We start from the raw sequence: 20,079 nt of genomic DNA, 5'->3' as shown, positions 1-20,079 counted from the left end.
CTGGGTGGCGCGTCGCGGGGCGGGACACCGACGCGTCGGCTCCTCCGCGGTGTCGGTCGGCCCTGACCCCTACGGCACTCGACCGGCCCGTACGAGCGCCAGCGCGAGGCACGTCCCCGTCGTCGAGAACGCCGCGAGGACGACGAAGACGACGGAGACGGACGCGTACGTGAGGACGGTCCCGACGATGGCCGCACCGAGGGCCCCGACGCCGAAGATGGCGAGGTAGGTGTAGCCGAAGGAGAGCCCCCTCGCCTCCGGGACGGAGTACTTGGCGACGGTCGCCTGCGTGAGCGGTTGCGTGGCGAACAGCGCGAACCCGAGGGCGAAGCTGGCGAGCAGGAGCCCCGGGAGTCCCGTCTCCGCCGCGGGGACGAATCCCAGTGCGACGACGGTGAGGGTGACGAGGACGAATATCAGGGCCCGATCCGGTTCGGTCGACTCCGTGAGCCGGCCCCCGAGATACTGGCCGCCGATCCCGACGGTCAACAGGCCGGCATAGAGGTACTGGGCGAGGTCGAACTCCGCCGCCATCGGGCTCCCGGGATCGAAGATGCCGGGTCGGACGTCGCCGACGGCCGCCGTCAGGAAGTCGCCGAGGAACTCCGGGAGGAACGTGAGCACGCCCCGGTAGTAGAGGCCGTTGAAGCCGACGATCACGAAGATCAACAGGAAGCCGAGCGTGAACAGTCGGCGTGTCTCCCCGGCGAACTCGCCGAGCGAGTCGGGCGACCGCCGTCGGGAGCCGCCGTCCGTCGCCTCGATGGCCGCGGCGGGGTCGAACTCGATGGAGAGGCCGGCGAGCGTGGCGAGCAAGGCCGGCACGGCGAGGAGCAACACCACGAGCCGCCAGTCGAACGCGAGCAACAGGAGGGCGGTCACCAGCGGCCCACCGGCGATGCCGACGTTCCCGGCCATGCCGTGATAGGCGAACCCCCTCCCGCGTTCCTCGACGCCGTTGCTGATGAGCGTCAGTCCCGCGGGGTGATAGACGCTCGCGGCGGCCCCCCAGACCGCCAGTGCGGCCGTCACGCCGATGACACCGGGTGCGAGACCCAACAGGAGGAACGAGACGCCCATACCGGCCAGACAGGCGCTGATCAACACCCGCGATCCGAAGCGGTCGACCAGCAGCCCGCCCGGTAACGCGCCGATCCCGAACAGCCCGTACCCGACGGCGGCGGCGACGCCGAGTACCGCCGTCGTGGTCGAGAACTGCGACAACCACACCGTCATCAGGATCGGGATGGACATCTCGTAGGTGTGCACCATCGCGTGGCCGACCATGACGAACCCGACGATGGAGCGATCGTTGTCGTCCACGGGCGCCGATACGCGGATGACCCAATTAAAACGTCACCCGACGGGGTCGTCCTCGCTCCCGTTCGGACACCGTGGGCCCGTCGGGACGGGGGGCCGTTCGCGTCGCCGACGGCCGCCGACGGCGGGCTTTCTTCAAATATTAATGCCTCGGCCCGGAATCCCCGCCAATGACGCTGTCCGTGACCAACACGCTGACCGGCGACCGCGAGGAGTTCGAGCCAGCGGGCGAGGAAGTCCTGTTGTACGTCTGTGGGCTGACGGTCTCGGACGACGCGCACCTCGGCCACGCACGGGTGTGGACCCACGCCGACGTGATGCACCGATGGCTCTCGCACCTGGGGTACGAGGTGCGCCACGTGGAGAACTTCACCGACGTGAACGAGAAGATCGTCGCGCGGGTCGGCGAGGACGATCTCGGCGCGTCGGAACTCGACGTCGCCGAAGGGTTCATCGCCTCCATCATCGAGGACATGCGCGGTCTGAACCTGAAGCGGGCGACGGTGTATCCCCGTGTCTCGGAGCACGTCCCCGAGATCATCGACCTGGTGGAGACCCTGATCGACCGCGGCTACGCCTACGAGGCCGACGGATCGGTCTACTTCGACGTGACCGCCTTCGAGGACTACGGCAAACTCTCGAACCAGCGGTTGGAGGAGATGGAGTCCCAGGGCGACCCGGACGAGCGAAGCGAGAAGCGCCACCCCGCTGACTTCGCGCTCTGGAAGGCCGGCGGCGTCTCGCCGAGCGACGTGGCCGAACACCGGAACGACGACCGGCCGCTCGGCGACCATCCGCCGACGGGCGAGACGTGGGACTCCCCTTGGGGCGAGGGTCGGCCCGGCTGGCACGTCGAGTGCTCGGCGATGAGCACGACCCACCTCGACGACACCATCGACATCCACGTCGGCGGCCACGACCTGGTCTTCCCCCACCACGAGAACGAAATCGCCCAGAGCGAGGCGGCGACTGGCGAGCAGTTCGCCCGGTACTGGCTCCACACCGGCCTGCTGGAGACGGCGGGCGAGAAGATGAGCTCCAGCCTCGGCAACTACTTCTACGTCGCCGACGCCCTGGCGGAGTTCGGCCCGAACGTCATCCGGACGTTCTACTGCTCGACCAACTACGGGTCGAAACAGACGTTCAGCGAGGCGGCGATGGCCGAGGCCGCGGAAAACTGGGAGCGCCTCGACCGGGCCCACGAGGCGGCGGTCGACGCCTGCGACGGCGTCGACGCCCGGACGAAAGTCGAGGATATGGACCTACGGTCCGCCGTCGAAGAAACGCGCGAGGAGTTCACCGCGGCGATGAACGACGACTTCGGGGTGCGCGAGGCGACGGCCGCCCTCCTGGAACTCGCGACGGCGGTCAACCGCCACGTCGACAGCCGGGAGACGTACGACTACGTCGGCCTGCGGCGAGCGATCGAAGCGTTCGAGGAACTGGGCGGCGACGTGTTGGGCCTCGACTTCGGCGGCGGGAGCGAGGGCGAGGCCCGCCTCGCGGACGACCTGATCGAACTCGTCCTCGACGTGCGCGAGGCCGAACGCGACGCCGGCAACTACGACCGGGCGGACGAACTCCGGGACGACCTGGAGGCACTCGGCGTCACGGTGGAGGACGGGACCGGGGGGACGACGTACCGGTACTGAGCCGACCGACGACGTGGGCAAGAACGGTTCAGACGGTGAACAGCTCCGTCCCCGCGGGAACGGCAAAGAGCCCCATCCGGACCCCGGCGTCGAGCCACCCATAGCCGTAGGAGAACGCGGCGAGCGCGTTCACGGGGTCGTCGTCCTCGCGGAAGTGCCGGCCGTCGTCGAGGTAGGAGGCGGCCATCTCCCGACACTCGGCGGCGGCGGTGCCGAGGGGCGTGTCGGCGGGCGGACGCGTCTCGGCCTCGTCGAGCGCGTCGGCGAGCATCCGCTCGTAGCGGTCGGTCTTCTCCTGGAGGTCGGCGGGCATGGACGCGGATGGGAGCGGCGGCGACAAGAAACCGCCGGCAGCGGTCGAGCGCCGCACCGCACGACAACACAAGCTAAATGGGTCCCACCGACCAACAACGTGTATGAGCGACCCCGACGGCGCCGACCACCGGCGTCTCATCATCGCCGGAAGCGGAATCGCGGGACTCACCGCCGCCATCTACGCCGGCCGGTCGAACAACGAGCCGCTGGTGTTCGAGGGTGACGAGCCCGGCGGCCAGTTGACGCTGACGACCGACGTCGACAACTATCCGGGGTTCCCGGAGGGGATCAGCGGACCCGAACTGGTCAGCGACATGAAAGAGCAGGCGCGCAAGTTCGGCGCCGAGGTCGAAAACGGCGTGATCGAGTCGGTCGACGTGGTCGACGACCCCGGCCCGGGGCACACCTTCCACGTCACGTTGTCGAGCGGCGACGAGTACACGGCCGACGCCGTCATCGCCGCCTCGGGGGCGAGCGCACGGACCCTCGGCATCCCGGGCGAGGACGAACTCATGGGTTACGGGCTGTCGACGTGTGCCACCTGCGACGGCGCCTTCTTCCGCGACGAGGAGATCGTCGTCGTCGGCGGCGGCGACGCCGCCTGCGAGGAGGCCGTCTTCCTGACGAAGTTCGCGTCGACGGTCCATCTGGTCCACCGGCGCGAGGAGTTCCGCGCCGAGGACTACTGGATCGACCGCGTGATGGAACACGTCGAGGACGGCGACATCGAACTCAAGCTGAACACGGAGGTGACCGAACTCCACGGCTCCCAGGCGGAGGGGGTCGACCACGTGACGATGGTCCATCACCCCGAGGGCCACCCGACGGGGAAACTCGACGACCCCGAGACCGAGGAGTTCGCCTTCGACGCCGGCGCCGTCTTCTACGCCATCGGCCACACGCCGAACACCGACTACTTGGAGGGACTGGACGTCGAGATGGACGACGAGGGGTACCTCGAAACGGCCGGCGGCGACGGCGCCGGCCAGACGGCGACGGGCGTCCCCGGCCTGTTCGGCGCGGGCGACGTCGTCGATTACCACTACCAGCAGGCGATCACCGCGGGCGGCATGGGCTGTAAGGCCGCCATCGACGCCGACGGCTACCTCGAGGACCTGGATCGCGAGCGGGCGGCCGCCGAAAGCGAGGCGCCGGCGGCCGCCGAGGGCGACGACTGAACCGCGTCCCGAGTCCCACACGCCCTTATACCACCGGCTCCCAGTAGCGCCATGGTCGACACCGAGACCTACACAATCGAAGGGCCGGACGGGGACACGGACGAACTCGAACTGCCGGAAGGGCTGGTCGACACCCTCGCCGAGCAGGGCGAGGCGCCGACGACCGTCGTCGCCGAGATCGCGCTGCTCTCTTTCGTCCAGCGCTCCCACGCCATCGTCCACCACGCGGAGGGCGAGGTGCCCGCCGACCTCGAAGCGATCAACGAGAAGGCCGAGGCGCTCTTCGAGGAGCGGTTCGGCATGACCTTCGAGGAGGCGACGGGCCACAGCCACTAGACGATCAGGAGCGGCAGCATCGCGAGGACGCCGACGACGACGCCGGCGACGAGTTCGCGTCGCCCGCCACCGGGCAGGTCCGCGCCGATCTCCAGCGCTTCGGGGACGAACTCCGTGACGACGAGGTAGATCATCGCGCCGGCGGCGAAGCCAAAGCCCATGGGCAGGAACTCCCGGGCGATCCGGACGAACAGGAACGCGATCACCGCGCCGATCGGCTGGGGGAGACTGGAGAAGACGGCCCACCACACCATCTTCCACTCCGAGACGCCGAGCGTCCGGAGGGGAATGGAGATGGCGACACCCTCGGGGACGTTGTGGATCGAGATGGCGACGGTCATGAACACGGCAAGCAGCGGGACGGCAACGCCGAACAGGCCGAGCGTCGTCCCGGCGGCCTGCCGTAGCCCCAGGTCGGCGAAGGAGACGCCGACGGCGACACCCTCGGGGAAACTGTGGACGGTCAGCACCCCCAGAATGAGCAGTAGCTTCCGGAAGTCGGCCTCCGCGTACTGCCGGGGGCTCACCTCGTAACTCTCGATCACTTCGTGGGCGACGACGACGAGCACGACCCCCGCGATCAACCCGGGGACGATCTCGAGCGGCGAGTCCGCGGCCGACAGGCCCTCGAAGATCAGGCCGAACATCGAGGCCGAAACCATGATCCCCGAGGCGAGTCCCCACAGCGCCACGTTCCACCGGTCGCTCACCTCCTCGACCAGGAAGAAGGGAATCGCTCCGAGACCGGTGGCCAGGGCAGTCACTAGGCCGGCGAGGAAGACGAATACGACGTTCGCTAGCAGTGCCATCGTCCGACGACAGGTCGCCGACGGCCATAAATATTATCACTATCCTGATATATTTGGCCGGCCTAAACCGGCGGGAACCGCCCCCCGAACTTATGCGACGGCCGGTGATACCGTCACCCGATGGGAGGACTGTCCCCGTTGTTTGCGCCGGATCGTGTCGCCGTCGTCGGCGCGACGGAGCGTCCGGGATCGGTCGGGCGCGCGCTCGTCGAGAACCTCGCCGATTTCGACGGCGAGGTGGTTCCCGTCAACCCGAACTACGAGACGGTGTGTGGCTTACCGGCGAGGGACCGGGTCGGCGACACCGACGCCGACTTGGCCGTGGTGGCGGTGCCGGCGTCCGCGGTGCTCGACGTCGTTCGCGAGGCCGGCGAGGCGGGCATCCGACACGTCGTCGTCATCTCGGCGGGGTTCGGCGAGGCGGGTGGCGAGGGCGCCGCCCGCGAACGCGACCTGATCGCGCTCGCCGACGAATACGACCTGAACGTCGTCGGGCCGAACTCCCTCGGGGTCATCGGCACGCCGGTCGGTCTCAACGCCACGTTCGCCCCGCGGGCGGCGCCTGCCGGCTCGATATCGTTCCTGAGCCAGTCGGGGGCCTTCGTCACCGCGGTCCTCGACTGGGCGGCCGACCACGGCGTCGGCTTCAAGGACGTGGTGTCGCTCGGCAACAAGGCCGTCCTCGACGAGGCGGACTTCGTGGCCTCGTGGGGGGACGACGAGGGAACGGACGTCATCGTCGGCTACCTGGAGAGCGTCGAGGACGGCCGCCGGTTCGTCGAGGTGGCCCGCGAGGTGACCCCCGAGACGCCCGTCGTGGTCGTCAAGTCGGGGCGGACCGAGGCGGGGGCTCAGGCCGCCTCCTCGCATACGGGGGCGATGGCGGGGCAGGACCGGGCGGCCGCGGCCGGCTTCCGGGAGGCGGGGGTCGTCCGCGTCGACACCGTCCAGGAACTCTTCGACGCCGCGCGCGTCCTCGCCGGACAACCCGTCCCGGAGACCGACGGGGTGGCCGTCGTCACCAACGCCGGCGGGCCGGGCGTGATGGCGACGGACGCCGTCGGCGACGCGCCCCTGTCCCTCGCGGAGTTCGGGAACCACACGCTGGAGCGGCTCCGCGACCGCCTGCCCGAGGGGGCGAACGTCTACAACCCGGTGGACGTCATCGGCGACGCCGACAACGAGCGACTGTGTGCGGCCGTCGACGCCGTCCTCGACGACGACGCCGTGGGGTCGGCCGTCGTCATCGCCGCCCCCACCGCGACGCTCGACTACGGCGACCTGGCAGCGGACGTAGCCGACCTCCAAGCCCGGCACGGCGTCCCCGTGACGACGTGTCTGATGGGCGGCGAGCGCGCCCGGTCGGCCGAGGACGCCCTCGACGCGGCGGGGATCCCGAACTACTTCGACCCTGCCCGGGCGGTCGGGAGCCTCGGCATCCTCTCGCGGTACCGCGAGATCCGCGAGCGGGAGCGAGCCGAGCCGACGACCTACGACGTGGACCGGGAGGCGGCCAGGGACGTCCTCGAACGGGCCGGCGAGCGGGGGGCGACGCGACTCGGCGTCGAGGCCATGCCGCTGCTCGACGCCTACGGCATCCCGACGCCCGCGGGCGAGGTGGTCGACTCGCCGGTCGACGCCCTCGCGGTCGCCGAGCGGATCGGCGACCCGGTCGTCATGAAGATCGTGAGCCCCGATATCCTCCACAAGTCCGACATCGGCGGCGTGAAGGTCGGCGTCGCCCACGAGGACGTGTACGACGCCTTCGAGGACCTGGTCACCCGGGCGCGGAACTACCAACCCGACGCGACGATCCTCGGCGTCCAGGTCCAGGAGATGGTGGAGACGGAGTCGGGTGTCGAAACCATCGCCGGGACGAACCGCGATCCGCAGTTCGGGCCGCTCGTTCTCTTCGGCCTCGGCGGCGTCTTCGTCGAGGTGATGGAGGACACCGCCCTCCGTCTCGCGCCGCTCGCCGAGTCGGAGGCGCGGGCGATGCTCGACGAGATCCAGGCCGCCCCGCTCCTGTCCGGCGCCCGGGGGCGCGACCCCGTGGACGAGCCGGCCGTCACGGAGGCGCTGGCCCGCCTCTCGCAGCTCGTCACCGACTTCCCGGCCATCCTCGAACTCGACGTGAACCCGCTGGTGGCTCGCCCCGACGGCGTGCAGGCGGTCGACCTCAGACTGACCCTCGATCCAGACACCCTATGACCACCCTACTCGTCACCGCGACCGGAGAGAGCACAGGCAAGACGGCCGTCGCCGTCGCGCTCGGCCGCCAGGCACAGGCCCGGGGGCGAAGCGTCGGCTACATGAAACCGAAGGGTACGCGCCTCCAGAGCCAGGTCGGCAAGACGCTGGACCGCGATCCGATGCTGGCGCGCGAACTCCTCGACACCGACGACGAGATGCACGAGATGGAGCCCATCGTCTACTCGCCGACGTTCGTCCGGAGCGCGATGGAGGGCCGGGAGCGACCGGACGAACTCCGCGAGCGCGTCCGCGAGGGCTTCGAGGCCGTCTCGGCGGGCCGCGACCTGACGGTCGTCGAGGGCGGCGGCCACCTGACGACCGGCGGCGTCGTCGACCTCACCGACCCCGACGTGGCCGACCTCCTCGACGCCGACGTCGTGTTGATCGCGGAGTACGGGACGCCCGCGGACGTCGACGAGGTCCTGGCGGCCGCCCGGCAGATCGGTGACCGCCTCACGGGCGTCCTCTTCAACCGGGTCGCCGACGCCGCCTACGACGAGGTCGAAACCCTCGTCGCGCCGTTCCTGGAAGAGCGGGGGATCCCGGTGCTCGGTGTGTTGCCCCGCGAGGCGGAACTGGCCGGCGTCACCGTCGGCGACCTGGCGGACGAACTCGGCGCCGAACTACTCACCGACGTCCCGACCGACGGCCTCGTCGAGCGATTTCTGGTCGGCGCGATGAGCGGCGAGTCGGCGCTGCGGTTCTTCCGCCGGACGAAAGACGCCGCGGTCGTCACCGGCGGCGACCGCACCGACATCCACACCGCGGCGCTCGAAGCGCCGGGGATCAGGTGTCTGGTGCTGACCGGCGGGCGTCGGCCCCCCACGACCGTCCTCGGCACCGCGGCGGAGAAGGGGGTCCCCATCCTGCTCTGTTCGGGGGACACCCTCACCACGCTCGAACGCGCCGAGGAGGTGGTCCACGGCGGGCGGACCCGCGACGAACACACCGTCGAGGTGATGGACGACCTGCTGACCGACCACGCCGACGTCGACGCGTTGCTCGGGGCGGACTAGCACCGCCAGCCGCGATCCGTCCGGTTGAGTCGCTCGCAGCCATCCTCGGTGACGACGACCAGATCCTCGATCCGGACGCCGAAGCGATCCGGGAGGTAGATCCCGGGTTCGACGCTGAAGACCATCCCGGGTTCGAGTGTCACCTCGCCGCCGGCGACGACGTCCGGCGCCTCGTGGACGTCGAGGCCGACGCCGTGGCCCGTCCGGTGAACGAACCGTTCACCGTAGCCCGCCGACTCGATCACCGACCGGGCGGCGCGGTCGACCGCCCCCGTGACGGCACCGGGTTCGACGGCCTCGACCGCCGCGACCCCTGCCTCCCGGACGACCGAGTGAACGTCCGCGAACGCCGCGGGCGGGTCGCCGTCGAAGACGACGGTCCGCGTCTGGTCGCTCACGTAGCCGTCGACGCGCGTCCCGAAATCGAGGACGACGGGGTCGCCGGCGCCGATCACCCGGTCGCCGCTCGCGTGGTGCGGGTCGGCGCCGTTCGCCCCCGCGGCGACGATGGTCTCGAAGGCGACGCCCGTGCCGCCGTGGCTCTCCAGTCGCTCCGCGACGAACGACGCGAGGTCGGCCTCCGTCCGTCCCACCGCGTCGGCGCCGAGGGCGCGCACGTCCCGCATCGTCGCGTCCGCCGCCTCGGCGGCCGCACGGAGGGCGTCGAGTTCCCGGTCGTCCTTCCGCCGGCGGAGCGGGGTCAACACTTCGCTCGCGAGGTCGAAGCGGGCCTCGGGCAGTCGTTCGCGGAGGTCGAGCGAGACGGTCGCCCACATCCGGTCCGCGAGGAACACGCGGGACGGCGACAGGCTCCCGAAGAGCGGATCGAGGACGCGATCCGGCCCCGTCCCGTCGCGCCATGGCCGCACGTCCGCGACCCACGTGGCCGCCCGGATTCCGTCGGCCTCCAAGGCCGGCACCACGAACGTCGGATCACCCTCGCCGGGAACCAGGAGGAGCGTGAGGCGGTCGCTCGGGTCGGCGTCGACGCCGCTCAGGTAGTACAGACTCCGCCCGGGCGAGAGGGCGAGGCGGTCGTCGTCGTCGAGTCGGGACTGGACCCGCCGGGTCCGGCGTTCGAACGGCGTCATGGCCGCCCGTTTTCACCCCGTCGACAAAGACGCGTCGCCGGCCGTGTTTCCGGTGCTGCGGGTGACCCCCTGTATTTTTGGCACGTGACTGCGGGGTCGTACGTATGCCCTCCTGGTACGCCTTCGCCGCCCTGTCGGCCGCCCGTGAAGCGACCGAAGACCTCCTCCGTCCGTTGGATCGAGGGGTGTGGCTCCGGCTGGCGGTGATCACGCTCTTCGTCGGCGTCGGTGGCGGCGTCCCGACCGGCGGGAACGCGAACACGAACCTCTCCTCGGGCGGTGGCATGTCGGAGATGCCGTCGCCGTCGCTGCCGGATCTGGGGTCGACGGCGGTACTGATCGCCGGCATCGTCGCGCTCGTCCTCGCGCTCGTCCTCCTGTGGAACCTGGTCGGCGCCGTGATGGAGTTCGTCCTCGTGCGCGCCCTTCGCGACCGTTCGGTGTCGATCCGCGACCCGTTCGCCGAGGAGTTCCGCCCCGGCCTGCGCCTGTTCGGGTTCCGGATCGCCGTCGGCCTCGGCACCCTCCTGTTGATCGCCGTCCCGATTCTGGCCGTGTTCGTCGGAGGGATCGGCCTCTCGGCGGCGCTGTTCGTCCTCGTGGTCCCCCTCCTTCTGGTCCTCCTCGTCGTCGGCCTCGTCACGAGCGTTATCCTCGGCCTGACGACCGACTTCGTGGTGCCGACGATGCTGACCGAGGATCGGGGCGTCCTCGACGGCTGGCGTCGACTCTGGCCGACCCTACGCGCCGAGTGGAAGCAGGTCGGCCTCTATCTGGTCGCCAAGTTCGTCCTCGGAATCGCCGTCGGCCTCGTCGTCTCCATCGCGACCCTCCTCGTCGCCATCGCGTTGGCCATCCCGTTCGTGGTCGTCGGCGGAGCCCTCTATCTCGCCATCGCCGCGGCCGGCGCGGCCCACGTCGGTGCCGTCGTCGTGGTCCCGCTGGTACTGCTGTTCGTCCTTTCGTTGATCGTCGTCAGCCTGCTCCTCCAGGTGCCCGCGCTCGTGTTCGTCCGCTACTACTCGTTGTCGGTGCTCGGGATGTTGGTCCCCGAACTCGACCTAGTCGGCGTCGACCGGCCGGACGGGGACGACGACGGCCAAGAAGTCGGTGGGGACGGCGATGACGACGACGGCCAAGAAGTCGGTGGGGACGGCGATGACGACGACGACAGCCAAGAAGTCGGTGGGGACGGCGATGACGACGATCCGGATCCGCCCGGGCGCCCGGCGGGCGCCGACGGTCGGGAGGCCGCGTCACGACACGGAGTCACGTCGGTGGCCTAGCGTCGCTCCTCCTGGAGTCGCTCGGTCGTCTCGATCAGCGGGTGTCGCGCGTAGTCGACGACGTCGATGTCCTCGATGGAGGCGAGGCCCTCCTTCTCCGCGGTCCGCTGCATCCCGAGTTCGAGATCGGCACCGCCGTCCTCGTCGACGACGATCACGTAGGCGTCCATCTCCTCGATGTCGAGCCTGTTGGCGGCCATGACCCGGTGGTGGCCGTCCGCGAGCAGGAGCGTGCCATCGTTGTCGATAACGACCAGCGGTTCGGCCAGTCCGTGTTCGAGTTCGTAGCTCCGGCCCTGCAACTCGTCGGCGTACACCCGTCCCTGCGTCGGCGTCAGCTCGGCCAACTCGACGCTGCGGCGCTCCTCCGCGGCCTCGATGTCGTGAATCTCCTCCAAGGTATGGAGGAGCTTGTCGACCTTCTTGGGCGTCACCCGCTCGATCTGACTGCGGATCACGTCCGTGTTCGAGATGATGCCGACGAGTTTGCCCGCGTCGTCGACGACCGGGAGTTTCTGGATGCCGGAGCGGAGGATCACCCGTGCGGCGTCGTTGACCTTCATGTCGGGGTGGGCGACCACGAGGTCCTCGGACATCACGGTGAACACCAGCGCCTCGTCGTCGGCCAACAGCAGGTCGCGGGCACTGACGAACCCCTCGACCTGCCGGCCGTCTGTCACCGGGAAGCCGGTGTGACCGTCGCTCTCGACGATGCGCCGCGACACCTCGGAGACGGAGTCGTCTGGGTCGACGGTGGCCACGTCCTGTGTCATGTACTCCTCGACGGTCGCGTTGTCGGCCATCGCTCCGACGTACGCGGCCGACTCTCAAAAGGGTGGTCGTCGCGGGCCGTTCGGGCTCCTACCCGTCGTCGGACAGCGGAAACTCGAAGACGGCCTCGGCGGTCGACGGGTCGCCTCCCGGCGCGTTCGGGGGATCCTCCAGAACCTCGAAGATCCGCTCGGCGACCACGTCGTCGACGACGTCGGCCAGCGAGGCGGTCGAATCGTCGTCGACCGCACCGAGGATCCCCAGCGGGATCTGTGCCCCGGCCATGTCGGCGTGCCCGCCCGCGCTCCCGATGGCGCCCAGGGCGTCCCGCAGGACCTCCCCGAGGTCGACGTCCGTCCCGCGGGTGCGACCGGAGACGTACACCGTCTCGTCCATGAACCCGTAGACGACGGTGACACGGATCCCCTCCATGTCGAGGAGTTTGTCCGCGGCCTGCGCCAGGGCGTCACGGTCCCGGATGCGACCGACGCCCGTCGTGAGCACGTCGTCCCTGACGTCCCGGTTTCGGATCGCCGCGGCCAGCGTCGCCAGCACCTCCGGATTCATACTCGGCGACTCGACCCGTTCGAGGACCGACGCGTCCACGTGAGCGTGGAGGAAAGCCGCCGCCTCGAAGTCCGCCTCGACGGCCTCGCGGGTGAACTCCCGGGTGTCGATCCGGATGCCGTACAGGAGGGCGGTCGCCACCTCGCGGCTCGGATCCATGCCCAGACGGTCCAGATACTCCGCGAGGAGCGTACTCGTCGCCCCGACGTCGCTTCGCAGGTCCACGAACCGGGCCGTGACGGGGCCCCGTGGGGGATGGTGATCCACGACGATGTCGACGGGGGTGTCGGGGTCGAGGCCGTCGTTGACCCCGGGCCGGGAGTGATCGACCAGCGCCACGGCCGCGTACTCGCCGATATCATCGTCGGGACCGAGGTTGCACAAGTCGAGTTCCAGCAGGTTCACTAGCGCCCGGTTCTCCTGGTGTGAGATGTCGCCGTAGTAACAGGCGTCGCCCTCGACGCCGACCGACCGGGCGATGTCCGCGAGGGCGAGAGCCGACGCGATGGCGTCCGGATCCGGGTTTTCGTGCATCACGACCGCCAGTCGGCCGTCGATTCCCCGGAGGACGTTCAGGAGCCGCCACACTCGCTCGCCGCCGTCGCCAGTCGCCGTCTCCAGGAGGTAATCGGCGACGACCGCCTGGGTGTCGACGACGCGGTCCGCGACGGTCCTCAGCCGGTCGCCGACGTCACCTCCGGCCGTCGACGCCACGAGCAGGGCGTCGGGAAACGACGCTCGCGCCTGCTCCGCCGTGGCCACGTTGTGGGCCGGGTCGTCGCCGAGGACGAGCACCACGTCCGCCGCCTCGGGGTAGGTACCGGGGTCGGCCGGATCGCCGCGGATCACCTCCGCGCCAGCCTCGAACTCCCTCACCTCGTGGCCCGCAGGCACGACCACGCGGAGGGATCCGCCCCACGTCGAGACGACGCCGGCAACCGTCTCGCCGGCGTGACCACAGCCGAGTACCAGCCGCCTGACCATGGTCGTCGGTATCCCCGGGAACTCAAAACCCTACCGTCACGCGTCGGCGATGGAGTTAACTCTATGTGTGGCGTGATACCATGCACCATGAGCGAGCACCGTGACCTCGTCGATCCGTCGCTCGGAGAGCAACTGGTGAGCGCCTGTCGGACGACGGTCGGCGACAGCCTCCGGAGCATCGTCTACTTCACGCCGGACGAATACGAGCAGATCTACCTGCGCTCGGATCTGGAGGCGGAGGCCGACCTCACGGGGTGGGTCGAACACGAGGCCACGGGGTTTCGAGCCCAGACGGCCTACGACGGCACCGAACTCGGCGAGTATCAGTACACCTTGCGGGTGTTCGAAAACGGGTACGTGACACGCGTCATCGACGAGGATCACGGCGTGTTCGTGACGACCGACGGCATCACCGTGCGACGGTCGAAGGAGGTGACGGAGGCGATCGGGTCGACGCTCTGACTACGCGAACAGCGCCGTGGCGGCACTCTGTGCCGTCTCGACGACGGGGCCGAACGCCGGCAACAGCAGGAGCGTCCCGACCGCGGCGACCATCACCGCGGCGTAGAGTCCGAGCGGCGTCGCGCCGAGGTCGAACCCGCCGGTCGGGTCCTCGATCCACATCGCCTTCACCACGCGGGAGTAGTAGAACAGCGACAGCGCGCTGTTGATCGCGCCGACGGCGGCGAGCCACCAGAAGCCACCCTGGATCGCCTCGTAGAAGAGGGCGTACTTCGAGAGGAAGCCGCCGAAGGGCGGGAGCCCCGCGAGCGAGAACATGAACACCGTCATCGCCAGGCAGGCGACGGGAGCCCGGGTCGCCAGCCCGTTGTAGTCCTCGAAGGTGCGACCGATCTCCCAGTGTTCGACCATGGCGATGAACAGGAACGCGCCCGTGTTCATGAAGCCGTAGACGAGCAGGTGGGCCATGCTGGCGCCCATCACGTTGCCGTTGGGGCCGCTGCCCGAGAGGGCGGCGAGGCCGATGAGCGCGTAGCCCGCGTGACCGACCGAGGAGTACGCCAGCATCCGCTTGACGTTCTCCTGGGTCGCCGCCGCGAAGTTGCCGAGCGTCATCGTGACGACGGCGAGGACGGCAAAGAGCAGGGGCCAGTCGATGCCCATCGGCACGACCGCGTCGATGGGGAAGGCCACCGCGAACACGCGGAAGGCGACGGCGAAGCCGGCCGCCTTCGAGGCCGACGACAGGAAGGCGCTGATCGGTGCGGGCGCGCCTTCGTAGGCCTCCGGCGCCCAGAAGTGGAAGGGCACCGAGGCGGTCTTGAACGCGAAGCCGCCGGCGATCATCACGACGCCCACGCCGGCGACGCCGACCAGGTCACCGGCGGAGCCGATGGCGCTCGCGACGTCGGAAAGCAGGAGCGACCCCGTGACCGCGTACACGAGCGAGATGCCGAACGCGAGCACCGCCGAGGAGACAGCGCCCACGAGGAAGTACTTCAGCCCCGCCTCGACGCTCCCCCGGTTCTTCTTGAGGAAGGCGACGAGGGCGTAGGACGGTAGCGAGGCGAGTTCGAGGCTGACGAAGACCGTCGCCAGCGATCCCGAGGAGGCCATGAGGCTCATGCCCGTGGCCGCCAGCATGACCAGGGAGTAGAACTCCGCCTGGTAGGTGCGGTCACGCAGGTAGTCGTAGCTCGCCAGCGACACCATGGCGACGACGCTGGAGACGACGACCGTGAAGAACAGGCTCAGGCCGTCGACGACGACGGAGCCGCCGTAGAGTTCGATGGCGCCGCCCTGCTGGCCGGTCCCCGCGAGCAGGTACCAGCCGGCGACGGCGAGCGCGGCGAGGCTCCCGAGCGTCGCGACGCCCGCGAGCGCGGTCGGTCGCGTCGAGTCGGGGTCGATACTGTCGACGAGCAGCAGGACGAGCGCCGTCAGCCCGAGCAGCAGCGTCGGGGCGACGGCCGCCCAGGTCGGCAACTGGATCTGTAGTGGTGTCACGAGAGGTCACCTCCGAACTCGAGGAGGGGATCGACCGCGTCCTGGATCATCCCGAAGAAGAGGTCGGGAGCGACCCCGAGGACGATGATAGTCACGAGCAACACCGCGAGGGGTGCCGTCTCGCTGAGCGGAGCCGGGCCGACCTCGTAGTCGGTCTCCAGGCGGAACGAGCCGAAGAGCGTCCGCTGCATCGCGAACAGCAGGTAGCCCGCGACGATCACGATGCCGAACATGGCCGCCGCGGTGAACAGCGGCATGGCGGCGTGGACCGTCGACTCGAACGCGCCCTTGAAGATGAAGAACTCGCCGGCGAAGCCGGCCATCAGGGGCAGCCCCATGTAGCCGAAGGCGCCGGCGACGAAGATGCCGGCGGTGACCGGCATCCGGTCGGCCATCCCGGACATGTCGCCGACCATCCTGGTGTGGGTCGTGTTGTACATGACGCCGACCGACATGAACATCAGCCCCGAGATGAGGCCGTGGGCGATCATCTGGAAGGTCGCCCCGCCGACCCCGTAGGTCGTGTAGGCGATCAGTCCGAGGATGACGTAGCCCATCGACGACACGGACGAGTAGGCGACGATGCGCTTGAGGTCCTGTTGGGCCAGCGCCAGCATCGCGCCGTAGATGACGCTGATCACGGCGATCAGGGCGATGGGAACCGCGAACTGCGTCGCCGTCTCCGGCAGCATGGTGAAGTTGAACCGAAGCAGGGCGTAGGTCCCCATCTTCAGGAGGACGCCGGCCAGCATCACCGACACCGGCGACGGCGCCTCGACGTGGGCGTCCGGCAGCCACGTGTGGAAGGGGACGATGGGCACTTTCACCGCGAAGCCGAGGAACATCGCCACGAAGGCGACGCTCCGCAGGGTCGCGGCGGGGATGCCGAACAGCGAGCCGAGTTCGCCCGCCCGCAACGCCCCGGCGATGGCCGGCATGTCGAGCGACGACACCGAGTCGCCGAGGCCGAACACCAGGGCGATGAAGCCGATGAACATCGCGAGCGACGCGATGTTGGTGTAGACGAAGAACTTGATCGCGGCGTACTTCCGCCGCGGGCCGCCCCAGACGCCGATGAGGAAGTACATCGGCAGGAGGACGGCCTCCCAGAAGACGAACCAGACGAAGAAATCGAGCGCCGTAAAGACGCCAAGCAGGTTCGCCTCCATGAACAGCATCAGTCCGTAGAACTGCGACTGGCGGTCGTCGATGGAGGCCCAGGCGCTCACGATGGCGAGGGTCGTCAGGACCGTCGTCAACACGACCAGTGGCAGGCCGATGCCGTCGACGCCGACGTGCCAGTTGAGCGTGTAGCCGCCCAGTTCCAGCCACTGGACGGTCGTCTCGAACGCGGGGTCACCGCCGGTGAGGGCGTTGCCCGTCGCGTCGAATCGACTCCACATGTAGAGACTCCCCACGATGGGGAGCAGGCTCAGCGCCGCCGCGAGGCGACCGGCCCACTCGTCCGGGGCCAGCAACACGGCCATCGAGGCGACGAACGTGATGGCGATCAGCGCTTCGATTATCATACGAACCACCCTCCGAGAACCCCGAAGACCACAAGCAACGCCGTCAACCCGAGGGTGAGGAGTGCGGCGTAGTTGCTCACGACGCCGGTCTGGATCCGCCGGATGCGGCTCCCGGCGAAGAGGCTCACGCTAGAGACGCCGTTCACGACGCCGTCGACGACGCCCTGATCGAACTTGTCGGCCAGCCGCGCGAGCGGCAGGACGAACGACTCCGCGAGCCAGATCTGGTACTCGTCCTGGTAGTAGTTGTTGTACCAGAGGTCCTTCACCGCGCCCAGCTTCGCCGTGTGCTCCGTCGGCTCCGGCACGTTGTAGAGGACGTGCGCGAGGCCGGCACCGGCGAGCGCGAGCGCGAGCGACACCGCACCGGCCACGTACGACGCCACGTCCGCGGACGTGTAGCCCGCGTAGTCGTGGAGGAGTTCGCCGTAGTGTTCGCTGGTGAGCGCCGAGAGTTCGCCGTGGGCCAGCCAGTCGTGCAGGAATTCGAGGTGGATCCCCGTCAGGTCCTGTACCGGCACCATGTTGACGAACCCGACGGTGGCCGCGAGGATCCCGAGGACCACCAGCGGCCCTTTCACGTTCCAGCGCACGCCGTGGGGGTCGCGGGCGATGTCGGTTCGCGGGTCGCCGTGGAAAGTGAGAAACACCATCCGGAAGGTGTAGAACCCGGTGAAGAAGACGGCCACCAGCCCCATCGCGTAGCCCGCGAGGAGGAGCGGCGAGCCGCCGAGGCCGTGGACGAGCGCCTCGTACAGCACCTCGTCCTTCGACCAGAAGCCGGCGAAGGGGACGATGCCCGCGAGCGCCAGCGATCCGGAGAGGAAGGTGTAGTAGGTGACGGGCATCCGATCCTTGAGGCCGCCCATGTTCCACATGTCCTCGTCGTGGTGCATGGCGATGATGACCGCCCCGGCGCCCAGGAAGAGGAGCGCCTTGAAGAAGGCGTGGGTCAGCAGGTGGAAGGTCGCGGCCACGTAGCCGCCGGCGCCGAGCCCCAGCATCATGTAGCCGTACTGCGAGATGGTGGAGTAAGCGAGCACCTGCTTGATCTCCCGCTTGACGACGCCCATCGTCGCGGCGAAGAGGGCGGTGAAGCCGCCGACCAGCGCGACGATGCCGAGCGCCGTCGGCGAGAGCGCGTAGAACCCGTACATCCGCGCGACGAGGTAGACGCCGGCCGCGACCATCGTCGCGGCGTGGATGAGCGCGGAGACGGGGGTCGGACCCTCCATGGCGTCCGGGAGCCACGTGTGCAGCGGGAACTGCGCGGATTTCCCGATGACGCCGCCGAGGATCAACAGGCCGAGGATCGTGAACCACGTCTCGGGCGCGAACCCGAAGGTGGCGACCTCGGCGCCCCCGTTGAGGGCCTCCTCGGCGAGGACCGGGAACGCCCCCTCGCCCGCGAACTTCGCGGTGCCGAAGGTGGCGAAGACGGCGACCACGCCCACGAGGAAGAAGTAGTCACCGAAGCGGGTGACCAGGAACGCCTTCTTCGCGGCGCTCGGCGGGCCGTCCTCCCGGAACCAGAAGCCGATCAGGAGGTACGAACAGAGGCCGACCAGCTCGAAGAACATGAACGCCATCAGCAGGTTGTCGGCGACGACGAACCCGAGCATGGAGGCGGTGAAGAGACCGAGGCCGGCGTAGTACCGCGGGAGTCCGGTCTCGCCCTCGTCGTTCATGTACCCGAGGCTGAACACGTGGACCAGGAGCGCGACCAGCGAGACGATGAGCAGCATCATCGCCGCGAGCGGGTCGAGCAGGAGGCCGAAGGTGAGTCGGGTCGTCCCCTCGCCGGCGCCCGCGACCCACGTGTAGAGCGTCTCGTTGTAGGCGTTGCCCGCGCTGACGGTCAGGAAGACCCACGCCGACAGCACGAGCGACCCCGCGGTGGCGGCGATGCCGCCGAACGCGCCGCCCTTGGGGAGGTACTTGCCTCCCGCGAGCGCCACGAGGAAGGAGAGGAAGGGGAGGAGGACGATGGCTGGCGCGTAGTCGAACGCTCCGACCATCTTACCACCTCATCTCCCGTGCGAGCGTCACGTCCACGTCGTCGAAGTTGCGATACAGCACGAGGATGATCCCGATGCCGACCGCCACCTCGGCGGCGGCCAGGGCCATCGTGAACAGGCTGAACGTCTGCCCGGTGACGTTGCCCCAGTACGCCGAGAAGGCGACGAGGTTGATGTTGGCGGCGTTCAGCATGAGCTCGACCGACATCAGGAAGAGTAGGGCGTTCTTCCGGGTCAGGATGCCGAACAGGCCGATGCAGAACACGGCCGTCGCCAGCAGGAGGTACCACTGGACAGGTACCATCAGCGGTCACCTCCCTCGACGTCGTCGTCGGCATCGGCGACGTCCGCCCCGTCGCCGTCGGTCAGTCGGTCGCGGACCCGCCGGCCGCCGTCGGCCAGGAGCGCGACGGCGCTGCCGTCCTGCTCGCGTTTCGCCAGCAGGAGCGACCCGTCGAGGGCCGCGTCCAGCGCGACGGCGATGACGATGAGGCTCACGAGAAAGCCCTCGCCGGGGACCGCCCCCATGTCGAGGTTGAACATCGCGTAGCCGATGCTGGCGGTGATGCTTCCGTCCGACGGGAACCCTTGCGGGTCGCCGAACGAGGCCCGGAGGACGGCGACGGCGATGACGACAAAGAGCGCGACGGCCGCCAGACCGGGCAGCAGATGCGACCCGACCCGCAGTTTCGGCTTCGTCGTCACGCCTCGCTCACCTCCGAGGGCTGTTCCGCTGTCGATTTCGTGAGCATCACGGCGAACGTGATGAGGATCAGAACCCCGCCCACGTAGACGAGGATCTGCATGGCGGCCAGAAACTCCGCCTGTAACATCACGTAGTGGACCGCGACGCTCAACAGGGCGCCACCGAGGAGGAGTGCGGAGTGCCACACGTCCTCGACCAGGACGACGCCCAGGCTGCACCCCAGCGTTACCAGGGAGAACAGCGCGAACGCAATCGTTTCATACACCATTGCTTGAATTTG

Annotated in this window: 19 protein-coding genes; 7 read left to right on the top strand and 12 right to left on the bottom strand. The window is 69.1% G+C overall.

Going from position 1 to position 20,079, the window contains the following annotated elements:
- Nucleotides 1–69 precede the first annotated feature (69 nt).
- Nucleotides 70–1,323, bottom strand: a complete 1,254-nt coding sequence (locus EI982_RS04545; RefSeq protein WP_233255288.1) for an MFS transporter — start codon at nt 1,321–1,323, stop codon at nt 70–72.
- 167 nt (nt 1,324–1,490) lie between these two features.
- Between EI982_RS04545 and cysS the strand changes: the two genes are divergently transcribed.
- A complete protein-coding gene (gene cysS, locus EI982_RS04540) occupies nt 1,491–2,972 on the top strand; it encodes a cysteine--tRNA ligase (RefSeq protein WP_157688353.1) in 1,482 nt (493 codons plus the stop codon).
- A gap of 28 nt (nt 2,973–3,000) precedes the next feature.
- Here the strand turns inward: cysS and EI982_RS04535 are convergent, their stop codons facing one another.
- Complete coding sequence (locus tag EI982_RS04535) at nt 3,001–3,285, bottom strand: DUF357 domain-containing protein (protein ID WP_157688352.1); 285 nt, start codon at nt 3,283–3,285, stop codon at nt 3,001–3,003.
- 103 nt (nt 3,286–3,388) lie between these two features.
- Between EI982_RS04535 and EI982_RS04530 the strand changes: the two genes are divergently transcribed.
- Nucleotides 3,389–4,465: an NAD(P)/FAD-dependent oxidoreductase gene (locus EI982_RS04530; protein WP_157688351.1), complete on the top strand. Its 1,077-nt coding sequence runs from the start codon at nt 3,389–3,391 to the stop codon at nt 4,463–4,465.
- A 51-nt stretch (nt 4,466–4,516) separates the two neighbouring features.
- On the top strand, nt 4,517–4,801 hold the full coding sequence (locus EI982_RS04525; protein WP_157688350.1) for a DUF7545 family protein: 285 nt from the start codon (nt 4,517–4,519) through the stop codon (nt 4,799–4,801).
- On the opposite strand, the gene EI982_RS04520 is transcribed toward EI982_RS04525, so the two are convergent.
- Nucleotides 4,798–5,610, bottom strand: coding sequence for a ZIP family metal transporter (locus tag EI982_RS04520; RefSeq protein ID WP_157688349.1), 813 nt, complete (start codon nt 5,608–5,610; stop codon nt 4,798–4,800). The genes EI982_RS04525 and EI982_RS04520 overlap by 4 nt on opposite strands.
- Before the next feature lie 120 nt (nt 5,611–5,730).
- Between EI982_RS04520 and EI982_RS04515 the strand changes: the two genes are divergently transcribed.
- Both EI982_RS04515 and EI982_RS04510 read left to right on the top strand, forming a co-directional pair.
- Nucleotides 5,731–7,821 (top strand): acetate--CoA ligase family protein, encoded by a 2,091-nt coding sequence (locus tag EI982_RS04515; protein WP_157688348.1) that lies wholly within the window; start codon nt 5,731–5,733, stop codon nt 7,819–7,821.
- Complete coding sequence (locus EI982_RS04510; RefSeq protein WP_157688347.1) at nt 7,818–8,879, top strand: phosphotransacetylase family protein; 1,062 nt, start codon at nt 7,818–7,820, stop codon at nt 8,877–8,879. The genes EI982_RS04515 and EI982_RS04510 overlap by 4 nt, the downstream gene beginning before the upstream one ends.
- Here EI982_RS04510 and EI982_RS04505 read toward each other — a convergent pair.
- Nucleotides 8,876–9,970, bottom strand: coding sequence for a M24 family metallopeptidase (locus EI982_RS04505; protein WP_157688346.1), 1,095 nt, complete (start codon nt 9,968–9,970; stop codon nt 8,876–8,878). The genes EI982_RS04510 and EI982_RS04505 overlap by 4 nt on opposite strands.
- A gap of 104 nt (nt 9,971–10,074) precedes the next feature.
- Here EI982_RS04505 and EI982_RS04500 point away from each other — a divergent pair, with 104 nt between their 5' ends.
- Nucleotides 10,075–11,256, top strand: coding sequence for a DUF7544 domain-containing protein (locus tag EI982_RS04500; RefSeq protein ID WP_157688345.1), 1,182 nt, complete (start codon nt 10,075–10,077; stop codon nt 11,254–11,256).
- On the opposite strand, the gene EI982_RS04495 is transcribed toward EI982_RS04500, so the two are convergent.
- Together EI982_RS04495 and EI982_RS04490 are read right to left on the bottom strand one after the other, a co-directional pair.
- Complete coding sequence (locus tag EI982_RS04495; protein ID WP_157688344.1) at nt 11,253–12,059, bottom strand: CBS pair associated ParBc domain-containing protein; 807 nt, start codon at nt 12,057–12,059, stop codon at nt 11,253–11,255. The genes EI982_RS04500 and EI982_RS04495 overlap by 4 nt on opposite strands.
- 58 nt (nt 12,060–12,117) lie before the next feature.
- Entirely contained in the window at nt 12,118–13,578 is a 1,461-nt protein-coding gene (locus EI982_RS04490) for a DHHA1 domain-containing protein (RefSeq protein ID WP_157688343.1), read from the bottom strand.
- 87 nt (nt 13,579–13,665) lie between these two features.
- Between EI982_RS04490 and EI982_RS04485 the strand changes: the two genes are divergently transcribed.
- Complete coding sequence (locus tag EI982_RS04485; RefSeq protein ID WP_157688342.1) at nt 13,666–14,040, top strand: DUF7522 family protein; 375 nt, start codon at nt 13,666–13,668, stop codon at nt 14,038–14,040.
- On the opposite strand, the gene EI982_RS04480 is transcribed toward EI982_RS04485, so the two are convergent.
- The 6 genes from EI982_RS04480 to EI982_RS04455 are packed head-to-tail and all read right to left on the bottom strand — an operon-like array spanning nt 14,041 to nt 20,067.
- Complete coding sequence (locus EI982_RS04480; protein WP_157688341.1) at nt 14,041–15,546, bottom strand: NADH-quinone oxidoreductase subunit N; 1,506 nt, start codon at nt 15,544–15,546, stop codon at nt 14,041–14,043.
- Nucleotides 15,543–17,075, bottom strand: a complete 1,533-nt coding sequence (locus EI982_RS04475; RefSeq protein WP_157688340.1) for a complex I subunit 4 family protein — start codon at nt 17,073–17,075, stop codon at nt 15,543–15,545. The genes EI982_RS04480 and EI982_RS04475 overlap by 4 nt, the downstream gene beginning before the upstream one ends.
- Nucleotides 17,072–19,093 carry an NADH-quinone oxidoreductase subunit L gene (nuoL, locus tag EI982_RS04470; RefSeq protein WP_157688339.1) on the bottom strand — a complete coding sequence of 674 codons (2,022 nt, stop codon included), beginning with the start codon at nt 19,091–19,093 and terminating at the stop codon, nt 17,072–17,074. The genes EI982_RS04475 and nuoL overlap by 4 nt, the downstream gene beginning before the upstream one ends.
- Nucleotide 19,094: 1 nt before the next feature.
- Entirely contained in the window at nt 19,095–19,397 is a 303-nt protein-coding gene (gene nuoK, locus EI982_RS04465) for an NADH-quinone oxidoreductase subunit NuoK (protein WP_157688338.1), read from the bottom strand.
- Nucleotides 19,397–19,798, bottom strand: coding sequence for a proton-conducting membrane transporter (locus EI982_RS04460; protein ID WP_157688337.1), 402 nt, complete (start codon nt 19,796–19,798; stop codon nt 19,397–19,399). The genes nuoK and EI982_RS04460 overlap by 1 nt, the downstream gene beginning before the upstream one ends.
- Nucleotides 19,795–20,067: an NADH-quinone oxidoreductase subunit J gene (locus tag EI982_RS04455; RefSeq protein WP_157688336.1), complete on the bottom strand. Its 273-nt coding sequence runs from the start codon at nt 20,065–20,067 to the stop codon at nt 19,795–19,797. The genes EI982_RS04460 and EI982_RS04455 overlap by 4 nt, the downstream gene beginning before the upstream one ends.
- Nucleotides 20,068–20,079: the final 12 nt, after the last annotated feature.

This window comes from Haloplanus salinarum (genome assembly GCF_009762275.1).
GTDB classification, from domain to species: Archaea; Halobacteriota; Halobacteria; order Halobacteriales; family Haloferacaceae; genus Haloplanus; species Haloplanus salinarum.
This window is presented reverse-complemented; position numbering and strand designations above follow the sequence as displayed.

Coding starts and splice junctions, on each gene's coding strand:
- EI982_RS04530 (WP_157688351.1), top strand. CDS start 3,389: ATGAGCGACCCCGACGGCGCCGACCACCGGCGTCTCATCATCGCCGGA.
- EI982_RS04490 (WP_157688343.1), bottom strand. CDS start 13,578: ATGGTCAGGCGGCTGGTACTCGGCTGTGGTCACGCCGGCGAGACGGTT.
- EI982_RS04515 (WP_157688348.1), top strand. CDS start 5,731: ATGGGAGGACTGTCCCCGTTGTTTGCGCCGGATCGTGTCGCCGTCGTC.
- EI982_RS04520 (WP_157688349.1), bottom strand. CDS start 5,610: ATGGCACTGCTAGCGAACGTCGTATTCGTCTTCCTCGCCGGCCTAGTG.
- EI982_RS04455 (WP_157688336.1), bottom strand. CDS start 20,067: ATGGTGTATGAAACGATTGCGTTCGCGCTGTTCTCCCTGGTAACGCTG.
- EI982_RS04495 (WP_157688344.1), bottom strand. CDS start 12,059: ATGGCCGACAACGCGACCGTCGAGGAGTACATGACACAGGACGTGGCC.
- nuoK (WP_157688338.1), bottom strand. CDS start 19,397: ATGGTACCTGTCCAGTGGTACCTCCTGCTGGCGACGGCCGTGTTCTGC.
- EI982_RS04500 (WP_157688345.1), top strand. CDS start 10,075: ATGCCCTCCTGGTACGCCTTCGCCGCCCTGTCGGCCGCCCGTGAAGCG.
- EI982_RS04510 (WP_157688347.1), top strand. CDS start 7,818: ATGACCACCCTACTCGTCACCGCGACCGGAGAGAGCACAGGCAAGACG.
- EI982_RS04505 (WP_157688346.1), bottom strand. CDS start 9,970: ATGACGCCGTTCGAACGCCGGACCCGGCGGGTCCAGTCCCGACTCGAC.
- EI982_RS04525 (WP_157688350.1), top strand. CDS start 4,517: ATGGTCGACACCGAGACCTACACAATCGAAGGGCCGGACGGGGACACG.
- EI982_RS04475 (WP_157688340.1), bottom strand. CDS start 17,075: ATGATAATCGAAGCGCTGATCGCCATCACGTTCGTCGCCTCGATGGCC.
- nuoL (WP_157688339.1), bottom strand. CDS start 19,093: ATGGTCGGAGCGTTCGACTACGCGCCAGCCATCGTCCTCCTCCCCTTC.
- cysS (WP_157688353.1), top strand. CDS start 1,491: ATGACGCTGTCCGTGACCAACACGCTGACCGGCGACCGCGAGGAGTTC.
- EI982_RS04535 (WP_157688352.1), bottom strand. CDS start 3,285: ATGCCCGCCGACCTCCAGGAGAAGACCGACCGCTACGAGCGGATGCTC.
- EI982_RS04485 (WP_157688342.1), top strand. CDS start 13,666: ATGAGCGAGCACCGTGACCTCGTCGATCCGTCGCTCGGAGAGCAACTG.